We start from the raw sequence: 21156 nt of genomic DNA, 5'->3' as shown, positions 1-21156 counted from the left end.
TTTTATTTGCTGTAGAGATGGATACAAACCAGAAAGATAGTCAGATTGAAACGATGGACGTCATTTTGTTAGAGAAATTGTATTTTGGGAAAAAGGTTTCAGCTGGAAACTGTTTAATCGATTGATTTGAAATGCAATTTTAATATAACGCATATTTTTTTTGTTTGAATTATGATAATATAGGGGTTAAATAACCTTTAAAAATTTTTATAAAATATCAACGGATAGAAGGAGGCGTGCGTGTGCCGTTTTTAATAGCATTGTTAATCTTAATTATATTGGTATTACTTGGTTACGGACTGATTTATTATTTAGGACGTAAACAAACTCAAGCCAATATTGAATTAGATGAACAAAAACAAGAGATCATGTCTACTCCGGTAGCGGACAAACTATATACACTGCGCAACAAGAATGTTTCGGGAGCAACGCGTAGAGTATACGAGAGTGAACAAGCCAAGTGGCAAACCATCACTCGCTTTCGTTTACCAGAGATCGAGGCAGCATTAGTTTCTGCCCAAGATTACACGGATAAATACAACATCGTTAAAGCAAGAAGTGTTGCTGACGAAGTAGAAACCATCCTAGAAGAAACGAAGGATGAAGTGAATGGCATCAACGACCGTTTAACTGAAATATTAGCCAGTGAAAAAGCATCTGAAGACAAGCATGAAGAAACTTACGAGCGCTACGCAGCCTTACGTAAACAATTGCTGGCACACGGCTATAAATTTGGCGATGCCCTAGAAACCTTAGAGCACCATTTAGCTTATATCGAACTTGATTTCACTAAGTATCACCAACAAATGAATGATGGTGATTTCATAGGCGCTCAAGAGGTATTGGTACAAATCGATGCTGACTTGAACGAATTAGAGCAAATGATGGAAAAAATTCCGAATTTGTATAGCAAGTTAAACGAAGAATATGTGGAACAAGTGGCCGATATGCAACAAGGTTTTGCACATATGGAAGAGGAAAACTTCCACTTCCCTATTGATGTTGATATTCCAAAAGAAATTTCTGCCTCTGAAAAGAAAGTAGCTGAAGCTAAAAAGGCTGTGTCAGATGCAGACTTGACCCAAGCTTCTGAACTAATGGAAGCTGCTGGGGTACAGATCGACCATACTTATACTTTGATGGAGAAAGAAATTGCTTCAAGAGAGTATATTGGGAAAAACCAAGGTGCTGTTCAACGCCGCTTGGAACAAGTAACACAAAGCAACCGCTATGGGGCATTAGAAATTGACCGTGTAGCGCAAAATTACATATTATATGACAATGAGATGGGTAAAATGCAAGAATACGCTGATCAAATTGAACGGCAAAAAGACGTGTTGAAAACAATAGATGACCAATTAGCAGAACACCAAATTGCTTATTCAGATATGGAAATACGTTATCGTGAAATCTATGACCAGTTAGCTGAAATTGACAAAGGTCAATCAGCGATTGTTGTGGCTTTGGCTAACCTACGTCAAAGAGAGCGTGATGCGCGCGATGACTTATACATGTTCGAACTTGATTTGCGTAACATCAAGCGTTCAGTAGAAATTCATCATTTACCAGGCTTGACTAATGAGTACTTAGATTACTTCTTCGATACAAGCGACCGCATTGATCAATTGTCAGAATCATTAAACCGTGTCAAATTAGACATGGTAGAAATTGAAAATCTAACCGATCAAATTGCTAAGGCGATTGAATACTTGGATGATGAAACTGAAAAACAAGTCCGCGCTGCCCAATTAACAGAGTCAGCGATCCAATACGCGAACCGTTACCGTCCGCAACATCCAGAGTTGAACGCGGTAATAGAACGGTCATATTATTTATTCGATAAAGAATTTTTATACGAAGATGCCTTTGAAAATATTGCCCAAGCGGTTGACCAAATTCAACCAGGTGCAAGACAAGAAATCATTCAGCAGTATGACCAAGAAAATCAAGTAGGCTAATTTTAGAAAGGACCGAGACATGTGCTCGGTCTTTTGCTGTTTTTAGTCAGTAGTAGCTATTTATCAACTATAAGCTTTAGGTTGGAAAAGGATGAATCCAGGCTATTTAGCGGGTATTTATTTTCCAGATAGAGGCTGTCAAGTTAAGGTTGGTTACTTTGGGGCCAGCTACTTGCAATTTGTGATATATGGCTATAATATGTTAAGAGTTGAAAAGGGAAAAAGGAAGGAACGACCATGTCAGAAATGATCTATTTTGATAACAGCGCAACGACGAAAATTGCGCCGGAAGCACTACAAACGATGACACAAGTCATGCAGACATATTACGGTAACCCGTCTAGTTTGCATAAGTTGGGGACTGAAGCATCAAAACTATTAAATTCAGCGCGTAAACAAGTTGCCGACTTGCTAGGCGCACAATCAACGGAAATCTTTTTCACTTCAGGTGGTACGGAGTCGAATAACTGGGCCATCAAAGGAACCGCGATGGAAAAGCTGAAATACCACGGTAACCACATTATCGTTTCAAGTGTGGAACACCCATCTGTCCGTAATACCATGGAAACCTTGAGTCAAAATGGCTTTGAGATTACCTATCTACCGGCTGATAAATTGGGGAAAGTCCATGTTGAAGATGTGGCTGCGGCGATCAAAGAGACGACGATTTTAGTATCTGTAATGGCGGTCAATAATGAGATTGGTGCTATTCAACCGATTGCTGAAATTGGTGACTTGTTAGAAAAATATCCGACCATCCATTACCATGTTGATGGTGTGCAAAGTGTCGGAACTTTTGAAAAACCATTAATCCATGACCGTGTTGACTTGATGAGTTTTTCAGCCCACAAGTTTAACGGCCCACGTGGCATCGGTATTTTATATAAGAAACAAAACCGTTTGATTAGTCATTTGCTTGATGGCGGTGGCCAAGAAATGGGCCAACGGTCAACGACTGAAAACTTAGCGGGGATTGCAGCGACTGCAAAAGTCCTCCGGATGGCTCTAGCTGAAGCCAAGGATGTGAAGGCCAAAGAGGTTGCTATGCAAGACAAATTGCGCGCTTTTTTTGCCGAACATACAGACCTTGTCCAAGTCTTTAGTCCTGAAGATGCAGCGCCACATGTCCTATGTTTCGCCTTAAAAGGTGTCCGCGGGGAAGTGATGGTTCATGCCTTGGAAGATGAGGATATCATCGTGTCTACAACTAGTGCTTGCTCAAGTCGTGCCGTCAACAATAGCTCGTCTACACTTGGGGCAATGAAGGTGGATCCAGTTTGGGCTAAACAAGCCATTCGTTTAAGTTTTGGAAAAGACAATACCATGGCTGAAGTCAACCAATTTATCGATGTATATACGAAACTAATGAAGAAATTTGAACGCATTCAATAATACGGGAGGTAATATGAAAGAATTAATTATGATTCGCTACGGTGAATTATCGACGAAGGGTAAGAACAAGCGTAACTTCGTGACAACCCTAGGCCGAAATATCCGCGAAGCTTTAAGTGAATACCCAGACATTAAAATCAACCAACAATATGACTTTATGTTTATGGAATTAAATGGGGCGCCTCAAGATGAGGTCCTTGCTGGTTTGGAAAAGGTATTTGGTATTCAAAGTTTCTCACCAGCGATTGAATTAGAGCGCGATTTCGACTCGTTAAAAGAAGCAGCCGTTAAATTAGTGAAGGCTGAAATCGCTAAAAATGGCGTGCAATCTTTTAAAGTGGCAACATCGCGTTCAGACCACAACTATTCAATGGATACAAATGATATCAACCAAGCCTTGGGTGGCTTTTTGGCGGAAGAATTCCCTGAATTAAAAGTTCAAATGAAGAAACCAGATTTAACCATTCGTGTCAAAGTGCGCGAACAAGATTTCTTGGTATCGTCAGAATGGATTAACGGGGCAGGCGGATTACCAGTAGGGACATCTGCAAATGCAGTATTGATGTTATCAGGTGGGATCGATTCACCGGTAGCCGGATATTTAGCCATGAAACGTGGGATGCGGATCACGGCTGTCCATTTTGCCTCACCACCCTATACTAGTCCACAAGCCTTGAATAAAGCGAAGGACTTAACGGAAAAACTGACGAAATTTGGTGGCTGGATTAACTTTGTGGAAGTGCCATTTACGGAAACCCAGGAAGCCATTAAAGAGCATGTAAACCCGGCTTACTTGATGACCATTACCCGCCGGATGATGATGCGTATTTCAGATGAATTGCGAAAACAATACAATGGCTTAGCGATTATAAACGGTGAATCGATTGGCCAAGTGGCATCACAAACACTAGAATCAATGTTCGCTATTAATGAAGTGACTTCAACGCCGATTATCCGTCCAGTTGTCGCTATGGATAAATTGGAAATTATCGATATTTCGCAAAAAATTGATACCTTTGACTTATCTATACAACCATTTGAAGATTGTTGTACCGTCTTTGCGCCACCATCACCAAAAACTAAGCCAAAATTGGATGATATTGCCTACTACGAGGCAAAATTAGATATTGAAGGTTTAGTACAACGGGCTGTTGAAGGTGCTATGGGCGAAAAAATTATGCCTGGATCGCGCAACAAGGAAGATTCAGACGCTTTTAGCGAATTATTATAATGTAAGGTGTAACCCTTTTGAATTGAGTTCTCCTTAACGTTATTGTTATACTAGTGATAGACTAAAGCTAATCAATCAAAGGAGGAATTAACATTATGCCAACTGTTACATTTAAAGGCGAAGTTGTAGAATTAGAAGGTACTCCGTTAGAAGTAAACCAAGCGGCACCTGATTTTGAGGTGAATGAAGTAAATGGTGGCAAAGTAAGTAAAGCGGACTTTGCTGGTAAAGTACTTTTATTATCCGTTGTACCAGATATTGATACATCTGTATGTTCTATCCAATCAAACCGCATCAGCGACTATGCTAAACAAGCTGGTGAGGGCGTAGAAGTTGCGACAATATCAATGAATACTGATGAATCTTTATCTAACTGGAAAGCTGAAAATGATTCAGATATGCGTATGTTAAACGATGCAGCAGCATTCGGTAAAGACTACGGTATCTTCTTACCAGAATTAGGCAAATTAGCACGTGCAATGTTCGTTATCGATACTGAAGGTAATATTGTTTACAAAGAAATCGTTAATGAAGTAACAAACGAACCAGATTACGAAAGTGCTATTCAAGTAGTTGACTCACTAGCGTAAAAAAATAGATAGTAAAAAGGAGGTGTGACGCTTTTGTCACATCTCCTTTTTTACCAGTATATTCAAATTGTTACATACCGAAATAGCTATATAAGGCAAATCCTAAGGACAAGACTACTGATGATAGAATCAAGATTAACATGATCCAAGTAAAGATTTTACCGGTTTTCTTGTCTTTTTTATTGTACATTTTATCGAAGCCACGTTTTTCTGGTGTATGTTTCTTTGAACTTTTACGCATATCAATACTCCTCATTTTTAATTCTCGACCATTATAACACAAAAGGATATTGCTTTCTTCCAGTATCTTCTAAATGAAATTTTTCAAGATAGTGGTATAATAAGAAATGAATTATGAATAAGCGCTAAAAATAAGCGTTAAATTTACTATGATTATGATGAGATACTTTTAAATTATGAGATTATTTGATACTATATGAGAAGGTTTTATCATCAAGTTGTTACCTTAAGGAGGAAAATAAATGACTGAAGCACATATTGGTGTTGTCGGAATGGCCGTAATGGGCAAGAACTTAGCGTTGAATATCGAAAGCCGTGGATATACGGTGGCTGTATTTAACCGTACTACCAGCAAAGCAAAAGCTGTTGTAGATGAAAATTCAGATAAAAACTTAGTTTTTACTGAGACTGTGGAAGAGTTTGTGAATTCATTAGAAAAACCTCGCCGTATCTTATTAATGGTACAAGCAGGTAAAGCAACAGATGCAACAATCAGTCAATTAATGCCATTATTAGATAGAGACGATGTCATTATTGATGGCGGAAACACATTCTTCCAAGATACAATTCGTCGTTCTAACGAAATTGACGGTTCTGGTATCCACTTCATTGGTATGGGTGTTTCTGGTGGTGAAGAAGGCGCGCTTAAAGGCCCTAGCTTGATGCCAGGTGGTCCTAAAGAAGCGTATGATATAGTTGAACCAATCTTAAAACAAATTGCAGCTAAAGCGCCTAGCGATGGCGAACCATGTGTAACTTACATCGGCCCCAATGGTGCTGGACACTACGTTAAGATGGTTCACAATGGTATCGAATACGGTGACATGCAATTAATCGCTGAAACTTACGATTTATTACGTCGTCATTTAGACCTACCTGTTACTGAAATCGCTGATCATTTTGCAGATTGGAACACTGGTGAATTAGACAGTTTCCTAATCGAAATTACAGCTGATATTTTAACAAAACATGATCCAGAAACAGGTAAACCAATGGTTGACGTGATTTTGGACCGTGCAGGTAACAAAGGTACTGGTAAATGGACTTCTCAATCAGCATTAGATGTTGGTGTACCATTACAAACAATTACTGAATCAGTTTATGCACGTTACATTTCAGCATTGAAAGACCAACGTGTTCGCGCTTCTAAAGTGTTAGCTGGACCAGAAAATACAGCATTCGAAGGCGACAAAAATGACTTCGTTGAAAAAATTCGTAAAGCTTTATACTTCTCTAAAATCATGTCTTACGCGCAAGGTTTCTACCAATACCGTACAGCGTCAGAAGAATATGATTGGAACTTGGACTATAAAGAAATCGCAGCTATTTTCCGTGCTGGATGTATCATCCGTGCAGGCTTCCTAGAAAAAATCATGGACGCTTACGAAAGCAACGCTGACTTAGAAAACATCTTATTAGATGAATACTTTATGGATATTGCTAAAGACTACCAACAAGCAACTCGTGAAGTAGCAGCAGAAGCAATTAAGTCTGGTATTCCAGTACCTGGTTTCACATCTGCCTTGTCTTACTACGATAGCTACCGTTCAGAAACTTTACCAGCGAACATCATTCAAGCACAACGTGACTACTTTGGTGCGCATACTTATGAACGGGTTGATGCTGAAGGTTCTTATCACTTATTATGGGATAAAGAAGAACAAATCGATGCTTAATTTTGGGCTTGCCCATGAATTTGTGCAGGAAATAGGGTGAAATTATGAGTGAAGAAAAAGCAAAACGCATCTTAATCGTTGAAGATGAAAAAAACTTAGCGCGCTTTGTTGAATTAGAACTTAAACATGAGGGCTATGAAACAGAACTAGCTAAGGATGGTCGTATTGGGCTTGAGAAAGCCCAAGAAGGCGACTGGGACTTAATCTTGTTAGATTTAATGCTGCCAGAGATTAACGGAATTGAAGTGTGTCGTCGTTTACGACCAACTTCAGATGTGCCGATAATCATCATGACGGCTAGAGATTCAGTTATTGACCGTGTATCAGGTTTTGACCACGGTGCCGATGACTATATCGTTAAGCCGTTTGCGATTGAAGAATTATTGGCACGTATTCGTGCATTACTTCGTCGTATTGATATCGAAGAAGAACAACAACACAGAAAACAAACGAAAGTAACTTTCCGTGACCTTTCTGTTGAAAAAGAAAATCGTATCGTTCGCCGTGGCGAAGAGATTATCGATTTAACAAAACGTGAGTACGAGTTATTGGTGATGTTAATGGAGAACGTTAACGTGGTATTACCTCGTACAGAATTATTAAATAAAGTATGGGGCTATACAACTGAAGTTGAAACCAACGTGGTAGATGTTTATATTCGTTACTTACGAAATAAAATCGATGTAGATGGTCAACCAGGTTACATTCAAACTGTCCGTGGTACGGGCTATGTAATGAGGACCCCAGAATAATGTTTAATAGCGTTTTAAATGATTTTAAAACAAAACTGCAGCACCCATTTTCATTAATTTGGAAGTGGGGCTTAGTTTTATCTAGCTTGTTTTGGTTGGCCTTGAGTTTGAGCCCCATCATTTCAAATATTCAAGAACAACGAGCGCTAGAAGAAAACTATGTGACTGAGGTTACACAAATTGACACGTATTTACAAACCTATCTAAATTCTTTAGCGTCGCGCCCAGCTTCAGAAGTGCGTGAAGGATTCCAATCACGGATTGCCATCGAAAATATTTCATTAGAAGATTACTTGAATGAACATAACGTGAAAATCCAGGTCTATAATGAAAATGGCAACCTGGTTTATAATTCAGGGACTACTGTAGATAGTTATTCAACTAATAGAACGACAGGCCGAACGAAATCGGATGAAACTGGCGACTTCCTGACTTATCAATTACTATATGATGGGTCTGACCAAATTGGGTATTATTTTGCGACCTTTGATTACCAAACAGTCGCCAATCAATTATCTGATAAACAAACTGAATTGATCATTATGGCGGGGGTTAATTTAGTCATCGCCGTTGTCGCTGGTCTTGGTGTAGCTTATTACTTTATTCAACCGATTCAAAAGATGAAGCGGTTCTTAAAGAACATCACTGCAGATAATATTGCTGACCGCCGTTTGAACGTATCAGAATACCGCGGTGAAATCACTGAAATTTCTGAAAGTATCAACCAGATGCTTGATCAAACGAGTGAGTATATTGACCAACAAATTCACTTTGTAGAAGATGTTTCTCATGAACTTCGAACACCAGTAGCCATCATTGAAGGGCATTTAAACATGTTAAACCGTTGGGGTAAGGATGATCCAGAGATACTTGAAGAGTCGCTATCAGCCTCTGTAAATGAGCTAGAACGAATGAAAGTCCTCGTGCAAGAGATGTTAGATTTATCTCGAGCAGGGCAGGTTGATGCACAGTATTACGATAAGACGACGTTAATCAATGAAGTGATTAATCAAGTTTTCCAAAACTTCAAGGTCCTATACCCAGACTTTCAATTCTTCTTGGAAAATGACTTGCGTCGTAATTATGAGATTCAGATTTACCGTAACCACCTTGAACAAATCCTGATTATTTTATTGGACAATGCTGTCAAATATTCAACTAATCGCCAGGAAATCCATATTTCTGTTGCGACCAACGCCGTTGATTATATTGAAATTGCCATCCAAGATTTCGGTGAGGGGATGTCTCAAGAAGACCAAAACCGTATCTTTAACCGCTTCTACCGGGTGGATAAGGCGCGGTCGCGTGAGCGTGGAGGGAATGGTCTAGGTTTATCTATCGCGAAAGAATTAATCAAAGGATACAAGGGTTCTATCTTTGTAGAGAGTGAACTGAGCAATGGGTCTATTTTCCATGTCCGCTTCCCAATCTTGAATACCTTAGACGAAATTTCAGCAGCTGATCGTGAACGAATTGATCAATTGTTGGAAGAAGCAGCAAATGACGAAAAAAATCAAAGATAAGCATGTAAACAGAAATCTTACGCTAACTAGTGTGAGGTTTCTGTTTTTCTACATAGATAATTTTAAATACAAAGGTAGGTATATAAGATGACTAGGAACATTGAAAGCATGACAGAAATGGAAAAGTTAGATGCAGGACTACCCTATTCTTGCTAGACAAAGAGGTCAATGGACAAAAATTGGCAGCTATCGCAGGTTGTAAGAGATTAAATAGTGTAGATACTTCTGACAGGGAGGCCTTGGATGAGGGCATCCGCAATTTATTTGGCAAAGTTGGGAAAGAACCCTTTGTGACACCTATCTTTAATTTGTGATAGTGGGGCTAATATTGGAGTGGACGATAATTTTCTAGCCAATTATAATGTGACAATTCTTGATATGGCTAAAGCGAATATTGGAAACGACGTGTTGATTGGACCTAATACAATGATTTCTACGTTAAACCATCCTATTACGCCAAAAGGGCGCCATGATCATTTAGGGATAGTCTATCCCTAACGATGTGAATTAATGTACTAAAAATATCCGCCATTGGTTATTCCTTATAATTACATACAATAAAGATATTCTTCACTAACTTTCTAATGTACAAAGTTTACTGACTTTAATCGTGAGAAAAGGAAGGGAATTTACTTAATTTTGCAACAGTAAACTTGTGTAGTAGTGTTATTAGTAGTTACTTTTTAAAAGTTCTTGATTTACAAGGATTTCTACCTCTTAAACTGTACTAGTACAATTTAAGCCATTGTACCATTTTTTTGTAAACTGAACAATATTGTACTAAAAAAGGGGTGTTTTTGGCTAATTATCGACCTCACAAAGGATATTTGTGGCAATTCATTGGAATAAGCTGTTTTAAGTGCTATTATTTCAATTGTGATATTTTTAAATCAAATGGAGGGTAATCTAAATGTCAGATAACAAAATTAACATCGGTTTAGCAGTTATGAAGATTTTAGAATCTTGGGGAGCAGATACTATTTATGGTATTCCTTCAGGTACTTTAAGTTCATTGATGGACGCGATGGGTGAAGAAGAAAACAACGTTAAATTCCTACAAGTGAAACACGAAGAAGTAGGTGCTATGGCTGCTGTAATGCAAAGCAAATTCGGCGGTAACCTAGGTGTTACTGTTGGTTCTGGTGGTCCAGGTGCATCTCACTTGATTAACGGTTTATACGATGCAGCAATGGATAACATTCCAGTAGTTGCGATCTTAGGTTCTCGTCCACAACGCGAGTTAAACATGGACGCTTTCCAAGAATTAAACCAAAACCCAATGTACGACCACATTGCAGTTTACAACCGTCGTGTAGCTTACGCTGAGCAATTACCAAAATTAGTTGACGAAGCGGCTCGTATGGCTATCGCTAAACGTGGTGTAGCAGTTCTAGAAGTACCTGGTGATTTCGCTAAAGTTGAAATCGACAACGACCAATGGTACTCATCTGCAAACAGCTTACGTAAATATGCACCAATCGCTCCAGCAGCACAAGATATCGACGCAGCAGTTGAATTGTTAAACAACTCTAAACGTCCAGTAATCTACGCTGGTATTGGTACTATGGGCCACGGTCCTGCAGTTCAAGAATTAGCACGTAAAATCAAAGCGCCAGTTATCACTACTGGTAAAAACTTTGAAACTTTCGAGTATGATTTTGAAGCTTTAACAGGTTCTACTTACCGTGTAGGTTGGAAACCAGCTAACGAAACTATCTTAGAAGCAGATACAGTATTATTTGCTGGTTCAAACTTCCCATTCTCAGAGGTTGAAGGTACTTTCCGTAACGTGGATAACTTTATCCAAATCGATATTGATCCAGCTATGTTAGGTAAACGTCACCACGCTGATGTTGCTATCTTAGGTGATGCTGGTTTAACAATCGACGAAATCTTAAACAAAGTTGACGCTGTTGAAGAGTCAGCATGGTGGACAGCTAACTTGAAAAACATCGCTAACTGGCGTGAGTACATCAACATGTTAGAAACTAAAGAAGAAGGCGACTTGCAATTCTACCAAGTGTACAATGCAATCAACAACCATGCTGATGAAGATGCAATTTACTCAATTGATGTTGGTAACTCAACACAAACATCTATTCGTCATTTACACATGACACCTAAAAACATGTGGAGAACTTCTCCATTATTCGCGACAATGGGTATCGCTATCCCTGGTGGTTTAGGTGCTAAAAACACTTACCCAGATCGTCAAGTTTGGAACATCATCGGTGATGGTGCTTTCTCTATGACTTACCCAGATGTAGTAACTAACGTACGTTACAACATGCCTGTAATCAACGTTGTATTCTCTAACACTGAATATGCCTTCATCAAAAACAAATATGAAGACACTAACAAAAACTTATTCGGTGTAGACTTTACAGATGTTGACTACGCTAAAATCGCTGAAGCACAAGGTGCTAAAGGATTTACTGTAAGCCGTATCGAAGATATGGACCGTGTAATGGCTGAAGCTGTTGCAGCTAATAAAGCAGGTCATACTGTAGTTATCGACTGTAAGATTACTCAAGACCGTCCAATCCCTGTAGAAACATTGAAATTGGATTCAAAACTATACAGCGAAGACGAAATCAAAGCTTACAAAGAACGTTACGAAGCTGCTAACTTAGTACCATTCAGAGAGTACTTAGAAGCTGAAGGCTTAGAATCTAAATACATCAAATAATCATTTGATAACATTAGATTAGTAACTAAGATTTATTATATTCAGACGAGATAAGAACAGGTTGGGGCTCTTCCCAGCCTGTTTTTGCTTATATAGAATTCTTGCAAAAATAGTTATTTGGACCATATTTCCAACCATCGTGTTCAAAATTTCCTAATCAAGCTTGATAGTTTTTCGATACTTTGATCGAGACATAATAGTTTTGTAGATGTGTTACAATTTATTTAAACAAGTTGGAGGTTTTAGCTATGACAAACAAGAAAATTTTAACCACGCATGTAGGTTCATTACCACGTCCAAAAGCATTATTAGAGGCAAATGACCGTCGTGCAAAAAATGAAATTTCAGACGAAGAATACAATCAAATCATCCAAGATTCAGTGGATCAAGTTGTTGCAAAACAAAAAGAACTTGGTATCGACATTGTAAATGATGGTGAATATGGTCATATCACATCTGGTCCAGTAGATTTTGGTGCTTGGTGGAACTACTCATTCTATCGGTTAGGTGGTTTAGAAATGACTGACCAAGACCGGTGGGCAAACCCTGAAAAAGTTCGTTCAACACCAGGAAACATTAAATTAACTTCATTTCCTGACCGTCGTGACCGTGCAATTTTCTCAGCTGCCTATGAAGATCCAGATTCAGGTGTTTTAGGTAAACGTAAAGCTGTCGGGAACCCAGTTTTCGCTGATAAAGTGACTTACGTTGGTCATGACCAAGTACAACGTGACGTAGATTTCTTAAAAGCTTCACTAGCTAAAAATAACTTAGATAAAGGTTTTATTGCAGCTGTATCTCCAGGTTCAGCTGCTCGTCTACAAGATAACTACTACAATGGTGATGAAGAAACCTTATTAAATGATTTAGCAGACGCATTACATGAAGAATATAAAGCAATCACAGATGCTGGTTTCATCGTTCAAATTGATGCGCCAGACTTGGCTGAAGCTTGGGACCAAATCAACCCAGAGCCATCAGTTGAAGACTTCCAAAGATGGTTACAATTACGTATTGACGCTATTAACCGTGCCTTAAAAGGTATCGATCCAGCTTTAGTTCGATTACATATTTGCTGGGGTTCATGGCATGGACCACATACAACAGATATTCCATTAGAGTACATCGTTGACCAATGTTTAGAAGTAAATGCAGCAGGATTTACTTTTGAAGCATCAAGTCCACGTCATGCGCACGAATGGAAAGTGTGGGAAAAAGCGGGTCGCTTAAAAGAAGGCCAATACATCATTCCTGGTTTAGTATCACATTCAACAAATGCGGTTGAGCATCCAGAATTAATCGCAGAACGCTTAATCCGTTTCGGTGAAATCGTTGGACCAGAAAACGTCGTTGCTTCAACTGACTGTGGTTTAGGTGGACGTTTACACGAGCAAATCGCTTGGGCTAAATTAGAAGCCCTTGTAGAAGGTGCAGCAATCGCTTCTAAGCACTTCTACGGAGAATAAATCGAGTTATTTAGCTATATAAAAAGGGTTTGTGGCAGAGCTGTCACAAACCCTTTTATGCACTTTTTAATAGCATAAGAAAAGCCCTCTGGCTAGCGTATAAAACGCAAAGTCAGAGGGCTTTTACTGTGTTATCAGTTGTTATTTACGTTGTTTGCCAGCATTACGGTTTGTTTTGCTGTCATTAATTGTTAGGCGTTTGTTTGTAGGTTCTTTCTTAACAGAATCAGTCACATCTTTACGGCCGCTAGAAGGCTTCTTCACCTTGATTGGGTTCTCAGCCATTTCTTTATCAACTTCTGCCTGGATTCTTGGCTTGAAGTAGAAAGTTGTAAATAATGATTGTAGAATTGACCAGATGGCACCTGCTAAGAAGTAAAGTGTTAATCCGGCTGGTGTTGTAAATACGATGAATCCCATCATAACTGGTGTCATGAATAGGGTAGAACGCATTTGTGCTTTTTGCTCTTCTGGCACACCTTGCAAGGTAATGAATGATTGGATCAAGTACATTACAATGGTGATAACGGCTAATACCATATGAGATTCCCCAAGTGAGATACCGAAGAATTCAGAGCTGGCAATTGGTTCACTCACGCGGATAGCAGTGTATAAACCAGAGATGATTGGTAATTGTAGTAATAATGGTAAACAACCCATACCACCAAACATAGAAACGTTATTTTCGCGCATGAATTCTTGTTGTTCAGTCGCTAATGCCATTTTCTCTTCTTGCGTTGTGGCATTTTTTTGACGTTCTTGAATTTCTTTTAAGTATGGTTGGAAAGCAGCCATCTTAATTTGTTGACGCGTTGAGCTTTTCAGCTGGTTCAGGGTAAGTGGCAATAGAATAATACGAATGGCAATGGTAATAATGATAATAGCAATTCCGTAGTTACCAGCAAACTGATCAGCAATCCATACGATAAGTTGACCAATCGGTTCTACTGTTAAGCGGTACATAAAACCATCTGGATTATTTGGATTGGCACATCCACCCAAAAATACCACGAGTGACATCACTAGCAAAATTAGCGATAGGCGTTTATTTTTTAAACGGCTTGACAATACTTCACGTCCTTTAATTTATATAGTTATTTGATTCTTGTTTAAGTGTCTTGACTAACGTTACTATTGTAGCTAATTTAGGAGGCTATTTCAATAAACCGTGCGAAATTTCACCATTTCCTCACTATTGAAGGTTTCAACGACTTGGATATTGTCGACATGGGCGGATGGGTTTTCCGGCATTTCTTTGACTTCTTCAATAAAAGCGCGCAAGGTTGCATCATCTGCTTGAACAAGAATTTCTACTGATCCATCGTTCTTATTCTCCACAGTTCCCGCAACTTTCATTCTCTTGGCGATTCTTTCCGTAAAATAACGAAAGCCTACACCTTGCACACGTCCGGTTACAACAATTCTACTTGTTTTCATAAATATCCCTTCTTTCATTATGCTTCTTTAATTATACTAGATATTATGTCGATTAACATCAGACTAAGTACTGATTTTGAATGGAATTTTTATTAAAATGAAGTGCTTTGTTTGCGTTAGGTCAAAACGTCACCAAGATGAAAATCGATCGTAAGTTTGGTATAATAGGGTGCTGATTGGAGAGTGAAGAAGATGAGTTTCCAAGTATATCAAATAGATGGATTTGACGAGCCATGGTGGTTTGAAGATGACTGGCATGAGCATGTCGTCGCTGTTGAAACGGCTGACAGCTTAGAGGAAGCAGCACTTATTTTTCAAGGTGAATCATTAAAAATGCAGGGCTTATTTTCGAAGACGCGTAGCCGAGTAGAAGGGATGCGCGCTTTCTGGCAACCGGGTGAAACGGATTGGTGTGAACCTTGTGCCAATGATGAACAAGTCTACCATAGCCTAGTCCTTTATGAGAACCAACAAGCTTTAAGTGAAGCACGCGTCAAAGAATTAACCAGTATTTTAGACAATATCAATCGCCATTCGAGCGATAAAAATCTTTTAGAAGAGGAGGGTTAGCGTGGCAAGAAAAAAGAAAAGACGGACTAAGAAACAACAAGAGCTATTCCGCATGCAATTATTTTCTGGGATTTCATTATTTTTCGCCATTATTGGAGTGTTAGAACTTGGTGCATTGGGGCGATTATTCATGCATCTGATGGAATTTTTTGTTGGGGGACTAGCCGTTCCTGTATTTATTATTGAAATTATCTTCACAGGCTGGGTGCTTGTGACAGGGCATGGACCATTAGTTTTAGGTAGAATCATGAACACGGTGATTTGGGCAGTACCTATCCTAGCCATATTAATGCACGCTTGGGATTATCTAGCCATCGCCTTATCCAGTGATGCATCTGTATTAGAGGTGACTTGGCAACGGGCTATCGCCAATTTTACCGCTGAAGGTGCCGGTCAACCATTAGGTGGTGGGCTTTTAGGTGGTTTATTATATACCTTTACCTTCTACACAGTAAGTCAGTTGGGGACCTATATTTTTGTGGGCATCGCCTTAATGATTCTATTGTGCTACCTGTTCAGTATTACCTGGTTAGATTTAATCGAAGGGCTTCAGTCCATTTCCGGTGTGGTGTTTAAGTGGTTAAGTGAATTCTGGGACACAACGAAGCAACAATTTTCAAGTTACCGTGAGGACCGGGAAAAATATAAGGCAGACCAATCTAAACAAAAAGCTAGCCGAAGTAAAGCTGCTAAAAAAGGCAAGCAGTCTGGTGAAGACCAAGACAGTTTAGAAAGCAACAACCGCATTAAACCAAAACAAGTGGATACAGACGACGAAGATGTAGTCATTGTTGGGCCAAGCGCCAGTGCGAGTAAAGGCAACCATCCAGCTGGGATCGAACAAACTTCTCTTGAAATTGGCACGCAAGCTGATGAATTACACAAGGATGAACAAGTAAATATGCAAGCTAATCCAGCCACTGATGACCAAGATGTCGATACTGAACCAGATGACGGTAAAGATATTGTCATGGATATGGCTGCAGAGCCAGAAAATCCAGAGTACAAGTTACCACCAGCCACCTTGTTGACACCAATTAAAGCGACAGACCAAAGTGGTGAATACTCTGTCATTAAAGAAAATGTCCGTAAACTTGAAGCGACTTTCAAGAGCTTTAATGTGGATGCCAAAGTCACTAAGGCTAACTTGGGACCAGCTGTAACAAAATATGAAATTCAGCCAGCGATTGGGGTAAAAGTAAGTAAGATTGTTGGTTTAGCCGACGATATCGCCTTATCACTAGCTGCTAAAGATATCCGGATTGAAGCGCCAATTCCAGGTAAATCCTTTATCGGGATTGAAGTGCCCAATCAAGACGTATCCTTAGTTTCCTTCCGTGATTCTTTCGAGCATCAACTGCAATCGGGAAAAGTGTTGGAAGTCCCATTAGGAAAAGATATTTCAGGAAACATTCGTTCAGCAGACTTGACCAAGATGCCCCATCTATTGGTTGCTGGGTCTACAGGATCTGGTAAATCAGTCGCTATCAACGGGATTATCGTATCCATTTTGATGAAGGCCAAGCCAAATGAAGTCAAATTGATGATGATCGACCCTAAAAAAGTGGAACTATCGATATATAACGGTATTCCACACTTGTTAACACCAGTTGTAACCAATCCAAGAAAAGCAGCTCAAGCCTTACAAAAAGTCGTTCAAGAAATGGAACGTCGCTATGAATTGTTTGCTGCTTCGGGCCAACGGAATATTGACGGTTACAATGACTTTGTTCATGAAGAAAACCTTAATGAAGGTACTGCGCATCCGACCCTACCTTATATCGTTGTGATTGTAGATGAGTTAGCCGACTTGATGATGGTCGCTTCTAAAGAAGTTGAGGCCGCAATTACCCGGCTAGCGCAAATGGCACGTGCAGCTGGTATTCATATGATCCTAGCGACACAAAGGCCATCTGTTGACGTTATTACAGGGATTATCAAGGCCAATGTACCGTCAAGAATCGCCTTTGCCGTATCTTCAGGAACTGACTCAAGAACCATCATCGACCAAAACGGTGCCGAAAAACTATTGGGTCGAGGAGATATGCTCTACCTACCTATGGGCGAGTCGAAACCAATTCGTGTCCAAGGGGCCTTTATCACAGATGACGAAGTGGAACATGTGGTCTCATTTGTAAAAGACCAACAAGAGCCAAATTATGTCGAATCTATGATGCCAAGTGAGGCTAACGAATCAGCGCCAGGCGAAGATTTAGATGAAATGTGGGATACTGTCCTAGAATTTGTTAAAACCCGTGAAACCGTCTCGATTTCTATGTTACAACGTCAATTTAGAGTCGGTTACAACCGTGCAGCTCGTCTAGTAGATGACATGGAACAACGCGGAATTGTCGGCCCACAAGAAGGTTCTAAGCCACGTACAGTTAACATCTTCCAAGAAAACGGCGATAAATCAACCGAGTAGGTTATGTAATAGGCCGATGCACACATTTTCCAAGTCAAAAAATGCTATACTATAATTAACATAGCAGACAGTCAACTAGGAGGGATTATTTGAATTTACCAAATAAATTAACCATCATTCGGATTATCATGATTCCAATCTTCATGATTTTCGTATCTATCCCAGCAAGTGGAGATGGTACACAAGTACTCGGCAGTCAGTGGTACTGGCAATATGTGGTGGCAGCCATCATTTTCGCAGTCGCATCATTCACCGACTGGCTAGACGGTTACATCGCACGTCGCGACAACCTTGTCACTAATTTCGGTAAATTTGCCGACCCATTAGCCGACAAGATGCTCGTTGCAACAGCCTTTATCGCCTTAGTTGGTATCGATTTAGCACCAGCATGGTTAGTTTCAATCATTATCATGCGCGAATTAGCTGTCACCGGACTCCGCCTATTACTAGTGGAAAAAGGGACGGTCATGGCGGCTGGGAGTGCTGGGAAATTGAAAACATTCACCCAGATGCTATCCATTATCTTCTTGTTAATCGGGGATTTCCCCTTAGGATTCTTGCCATTTTCAATCGGGCAAATCCTACTATATCTTGCATTAGTCTTTACCATCTATTCAGGTGTAGACTACTTCGTTAAAAATATTTCCGTCTTTTCAGACGGACTATAAACACAATTTTTAAGGGCTTCGGTTTTTACCGGGCTCTTTTTTGTTCTATAATATACAAGAATCACTATGCGCAAACGCATAAATAAAACGTATATACTAATAGGTGGGAAAAGAATGAAAGTAGAAATTATAGCTGTCGGAACAGAATTATTAATGGGACAAATCGCGAATACAAATGCGCAATTTATTGCACGAAAATTGAATGAATTAGGCTTTGACCATTACGTACAAACGGTCATTGGCGATAACCCTGAACGGTTAAAGAAGGTGACCGCTCAGGCTGAACAAAGGTCGGATATCATCATTTATACAGGTGGTTTAGGCCCTACCCGAGATGATTTAACCAAACAAACTATTTCAGCTTACTTAAATCAACCACTCATTCACGATGAAGTGGGGATGGAAACCATCAAAGCAACTTTTAAAGGCAGAATCATGACTGAAAACAATCTGGCTATGGGGCTGACTTTTCAAGCAGGGCATACTTTCCCCAATGATGTAGGGCAAGCGCTTGGTACAGCGATTGAACATGATAACCATACCTATATTCTATTGCCAGGACCACCATCTGAAATGAAGCATATGTTCAACCATTATGTAGCTGATTATTTACTAGACCAATACCAAAATGACATCGTACTAACATCTAAATACCTGCACTATTTTGGTATCGGTGAATCGCAATTAGCTGACACTATTGATGACTTGATTATGAGTCAAGAAAATCCAACAGTAGCCATTTACTTTGGAAATTTCATGGTAACAGTTAGACTAACTGCAGCTGGTAAAAATGAAGCAGAAACCAAGCCTTTATTAGAAGACCTGGCTACAGCTATCAACGACCGGTTAGCTGACTATTATGTAGGTGAAGGAGAAAACTTAGGTATCAATGAAGTTTTGGTAGAGAAATTGATAGACCGTGAGCAGACCATTGCTTTCGCTGAAAGTTTCACTGGTGGACTGGCAGCTAAAAAAGTTGTCGATGCCCCAGGAGCTTCAAAAGTCTTACACGGATCAGCCGTCACTTATACAGAAACAGCCAAAGCTGATGTATTAAATGTCCAACCGCAAACGCTGAAAACTTATGGCATGGTGAGTGCTGAAACAGCTACTGAAATGGCAGAAAACGTAAGAGACCTATATCAATCTGACTTTGGGATATCCTTTACAGGTGTCGCTGGACCGGATGACATGGAAGGGAAAGAAGTGGGGACTGTCTATATTGGTATCGCAGAAGCTGGCCAAGAAACTAAAGTTTTAACACCAGCATTAAGAGGCAGTCGTCAAAATATTCAATATCGTTCAGTCTATTCAGCTTACTTTGATATCATTAAAAAATAATAGAACATTCGTTCGCTTTTCTCTTGCTTATTCAGCAAAATAATTATAAAATAAAGGAAACGCAAGAGAACATTTAGGAGGATTTACGCATGACTATGGATAAAAACGATAGCAACCGTCAAAAAGCATTAGACGATGCAATGAAAAAAATTGAGCGTAACTTTGGTAAAGGCTCAGTCATGAAAATGGGTGAACGTGGAGATACTAGAATTTCTACTGTTCCAACAGGTTCATTAACATTGGATATTTCTTTAGGAGTTGGTGGCTACCCACGCGGTCGTATTATTGAAGTCTACGGACCAGAATCATCTGGTAAAACGACTGTTTCATTACATGCAATTGCGGAAGTACAAAAACGTGGTGGTATTGCAGCCTTTATCGATGCTGAGAATGCGCTAGATCCTGAATATGCAGCTAAACTAGGTGTAAACGTTGATGAGTTACTGCTTTCTCAACCAGACACTGGTGAACAAGGTTTGGAGATTGCTGACGCTTTAGTATCTTCAGGTGCCATTGATATCATCGTTGTCGATTCAGTCGCAGCCTTAGTACCACGTGCCGAAATTGAAGGTGAAATGGGTGACTCTCATATCGGCCTTCAAGCCCGTTTAATGTCTCAAGCATTACGTAAATTATCAGGTACCATCAATAAAACGAAAACAATCGCCATCTTTATCAACCAAATTCGTGAAAAAGTTGGGGTAATGTTTGGTAGCCCTGAAACAACACCAGGTGGTAGAGCCTTGAAATTCTACTCTACTGTACGGTTAGAAGTACGTCGTGGTGAACAAATTAAAGAGAGCGGTAGCGCAATCGGTAACCGTACTAAAATTAAGATTGTTAAAAACAAGGTAGCACCACCATTCAAAGTGGCAGAAGTTGACATCATGTATGGGGAAGGGATTTCTCAAGAGGGTGAACTAGTTGACTTGGCAGCTGAATTAGATATTATTAACAAGTCTGGTTCTTGGTATTCATATGGTGAAGACCGTATCGGTCAAGGTCGTGAGAATGCAAAACAATTCTTACGTGAAAATCCAGAAATTCGTGAAACCATTGATGGACAAGTTCGTCAACACTTCGGTTTTGGCCAAAATGGTAAATTAAGCGAAGAAGAACTAGCGGCCTTAGAAGCAAATGATGAAGCACAAGTGGCATCGTTTGAAGAAGAAACAGAATAAAATTTATTTTTAAATAG

At 39.6% G+C, this 21156-nt stretch carries 19 protein-coding genes; 16 read left to right on the top strand and 3 right to left on the bottom strand.

Features of this window, described 5'->3' with window-relative positions:
* The first annotated feature begins 242 nt into the window (after window positions 1–242).
* The 4 genes from AC973_RS01885 to AC973_RS01865 all read left to right on the top strand — a co-directional run bounded on the left by AC973_RS01885 (window position 243) and on the right by AC973_RS01865 (window position 5171).
* Window positions 243–1958, top strand: coding sequence for a septation ring formation regulator EzrA (locus tag AC973_RS01885; RefSeq protein WP_048726558.1), 1716 nt, complete (start codon window positions 243–245; stop codon window positions 1956–1958).
* Between the two features lie 246 nt (window positions 1959–2204).
* Window positions 2205–3350, top strand: coding sequence for a cysteine desulfurase family protein (locus AC973_RS01875; RefSeq protein ID WP_048726813.1), 1146 nt, complete (start codon window positions 2205–2207; stop codon window positions 3348–3350).
* Between the two features lie 13 nt (window positions 3351–3363).
* Window positions 3364–4581: a tRNA uracil 4-sulfurtransferase ThiI gene (gene thiI, locus AC973_RS01870; RefSeq protein ID WP_048726553.1), complete on the top strand. Its 1218-nt coding sequence runs from the start codon at window positions 3364–3366 to the stop codon at window positions 4579–4581.
* 95 nt (window positions 4582–4676) lie between these two features.
* Window positions 4677–5171, top strand: coding sequence for a thiol peroxidase (locus AC973_RS01865; protein ID WP_048726550.1), 495 nt, complete (start codon window positions 4677–4679; stop codon window positions 5169–5171).
* Between the two features lie 70 nt (window positions 5172–5241).
* On the opposite strand, the gene AC973_RS01860 is transcribed toward AC973_RS01865, so the two are convergent.
* Window positions 5242–5412 carry a MerR family transcriptional regulator gene (locus AC973_RS01860; RefSeq protein WP_225968909.1) on the bottom strand — a complete coding sequence of 57 codons (171 nt, stop codon included), beginning with the start codon at window positions 5410–5412 and terminating at the stop codon, window positions 5242–5244.
* Between the two features lie 241 nt (window positions 5413–5653).
* On the opposite strand from AC973_RS01860, the gene gndA reads away from it, so the two are divergent.
* From gndA to AC973_RS01830, 7 genes are all read left to right on the top strand, one after another.
* A complete protein-coding gene (gndA, locus tag AC973_RS01855; RefSeq protein WP_048726543.1) occupies window positions 5654–7087 on the top strand; it encodes an NADP-dependent phosphogluconate dehydrogenase in 1434 nt (477 codons plus the stop codon).
* A gap of 44 nt (window positions 7088–7131) precedes the next feature.
* A complete protein-coding gene (locus tag AC973_RS01850; protein WP_048726540.1) occupies window positions 7132–7839 on the top strand; it encodes a response regulator transcription factor in 708 nt (235 codons plus the stop codon).
* A complete protein-coding gene (locus tag AC973_RS01845; protein WP_048726538.1) occupies window positions 7839–9362 on the top strand; it encodes a sensor histidine kinase in 1524 nt (507 codons plus the stop codon). Before AC973_RS01850 ends, AC973_RS01845 begins: the two co-directional genes overlap by 1 nt.
* A 149-nt stretch (window positions 9363–9511) precedes the next feature.
* Window positions 9512–9676, top strand: coding sequence for a hypothetical protein (locus tag AC973_RS10010; RefSeq protein WP_225968908.1), 165 nt, complete (start codon window positions 9512–9514; stop codon window positions 9674–9676).
* 19 nt (window positions 9677–9695) lie between these two features.
* Entirely contained in the window at window positions 9696–9860 is a 165-nt protein-coding gene (locus AC973_RS10005) for a hypothetical protein (protein ID WP_225968907.1), read from the top strand.
* 412 nt (window positions 9861–10272) lie between these two features.
* On the top strand, window positions 10273–12051 hold the full coding sequence (gene spxB / locus AC973_RS01835; RefSeq protein WP_048726536.1) for a pyruvate oxidase: 1779 nt from the start codon (window positions 10273–10275) through the stop codon (window positions 12049–12051).
* A gap of 248 nt (window positions 12052–12299) precedes the next feature.
* Complete coding sequence (locus AC973_RS01830; RefSeq protein ID WP_048726533.1) at window positions 12300–13517, top strand: cobalamin-independent methionine synthase II family protein; 1218 nt, start codon at window positions 12300–12302, stop codon at window positions 13515–13517.
* A gap of 141 nt (window positions 13518–13658) precedes the next feature.
* Here AC973_RS01830 and yidC read toward each other — a convergent pair whose 3' ends face one another.
* Both yidC and AC973_RS01820 read right to left on the bottom strand, forming a co-directional pair.
* Window positions 13659–14585: a membrane protein insertase YidC gene (gene yidC, locus AC973_RS01825; RefSeq protein ID WP_048726529.1), complete on the bottom strand. Its 927-nt coding sequence runs from the start codon at window positions 14583–14585 to the stop codon at window positions 13659–13661.
* A gap of 90 nt (window positions 14586–14675) precedes the next feature.
* Window positions 14676–14954, bottom strand: a complete 279-nt coding sequence (locus AC973_RS01820) for an acylphosphatase (protein ID WP_016897631.1) — start codon at window positions 14952–14954, stop codon at window positions 14676–14678.
* A 192-nt stretch (window positions 14955–15146) separates the two neighbouring features.
* On the opposite strand from AC973_RS01820, the gene AC973_RS01815 reads away from it, so the two are divergent.
* The 5 genes from AC973_RS01815 to recA all read left to right on the top strand — a co-directional run bounded on the left by AC973_RS01815 (window position 15147) and on the right by recA (window position 21139).
* Entirely contained in the window at window positions 15147–15524 is a 378-nt protein-coding gene (locus AC973_RS01815; protein ID WP_048726527.1) for a DUF1033 family protein, read from the top strand.
* A 1-nt stretch (window position 15525) separates the two neighbouring features.
* Window positions 15526–17949, top strand: coding sequence for a DNA translocase FtsK (locus tag AC973_RS01810; RefSeq protein WP_048726524.1), 2424 nt, complete (start codon window positions 15526–15528; stop codon window positions 17947–17949).
* 89 nt (window positions 17950–18038) lie between these two features.
* Entirely contained in the window at window positions 18039–18617 is a 579-nt protein-coding gene (pgsA, locus tag AC973_RS01805) for a CDP-diacylglycerol--glycerol-3-phosphate 3-phosphatidyltransferase (protein WP_048726521.1), read from the top strand.
* Between the two features lie 114 nt (window positions 18618–18731).
* Window positions 18732–19958 carry a competence/damage-inducible protein A gene (locus tag AC973_RS01800; RefSeq protein ID WP_048726518.1) on the top strand — a complete coding sequence of 409 codons (1227 nt, stop codon included), beginning with the start codon at window positions 18732–18734 and terminating at the stop codon, window positions 19956–19958.
* Window positions 19959–20047: 89 nt separating this feature from the next.
* A complete protein-coding gene (recA, locus tag AC973_RS01795; protein ID WP_016897626.1) occupies window positions 20048–21139 on the top strand; it encodes a recombinase RecA in 1092 nt (363 codons plus the stop codon).
* The last annotated feature ends 17 nt before the right edge of the window (window positions 21140–21156 follow it).

The organism is Carnobacterium sp. 1290_CSPC (genome assembly GCF_001053265.1).
GTDB classification, from domain to species: Bacteria; Bacillota; Bacilli; order Lactobacillales; family Aerococcaceae; genus Aerococcus; species Aerococcus urinaeequi.
The sequence above is the reverse complement of the archived record's forward strand: the minus strand, read 5'-3'. Positions and strand labels throughout refer to the sequence as shown.

Coding starts and splice junctions, on each gene's coding strand:
- recA (WP_016897626.1), top strand. CDS start 20,048: ATGACTATGGATAAAAACGATAGCAACCGTCAAAAAGCATTAGACGAT.
- thiI (WP_048726553.1), top strand. CDS start 3,364: ATGAAAGAATTAATTATGATTCGCTACGGTGAATTATCGACGAAGGGT.
- AC973_RS01820 (WP_016897631.1), bottom strand. CDS start 14,954: ATGAAAACAAGTAGAATTGTTGTAACCGGACGTGTGCAAGGTGTAGGC.
- AC973_RS01815 (WP_048726527.1), top strand. CDS start 15,147: ATGAGTTTCCAAGTATATCAAATAGATGGATTTGACGAGCCATGGTGG.
- spxB (WP_048726536.1), top strand. CDS start 10,273: ATGTCAGATAACAAAATTAACATCGGTTTAGCAGTTATGAAGATTTTA.
- AC973_RS01875 (WP_048726813.1), top strand. CDS start 2,205: ATGATCTATTTTGATAACAGCGCAACGACGAAAATTGCGCCGGAAGCA.
- gndA (WP_048726543.1), top strand. CDS start 5,654: ATGACTGAAGCACATATTGGTGTTGTCGGAATGGCCGTAATGGGCAAG.
- AC973_RS01850 (WP_048726540.1), top strand. CDS start 7,132: ATGAGTGAAGAAAAAGCAAAACGCATCTTAATCGTTGAAGATGAAAAA.
- AC973_RS01845 (WP_048726538.1), top strand. CDS start 7,839: ATGTTTAATAGCGTTTTAAATGATTTTAAAACAAAACTGCAGCACCCA.
- AC973_RS01800 (WP_048726518.1), top strand. CDS start 18,732: ATGAAAGTAGAAATTATAGCTGTCGGAACAGAATTATTAATGGGACAA.
- AC973_RS01865 (WP_048726550.1), top strand. CDS start 4,677: ATGCCAACTGTTACATTTAAAGGCGAAGTTGTAGAATTAGAAGGTACT.
- AC973_RS01860 (WP_225968909.1), bottom strand. CDS start 5,412: ATGCGTAAAAGTTCAAAGAAACATACACCAGAAAAACGTGGCTTCGAT.
- AC973_RS01830 (WP_048726533.1), top strand. CDS start 12,300: ATGACAAACAAGAAAATTTTAACCACGCATGTAGGTTCATTACCACGT.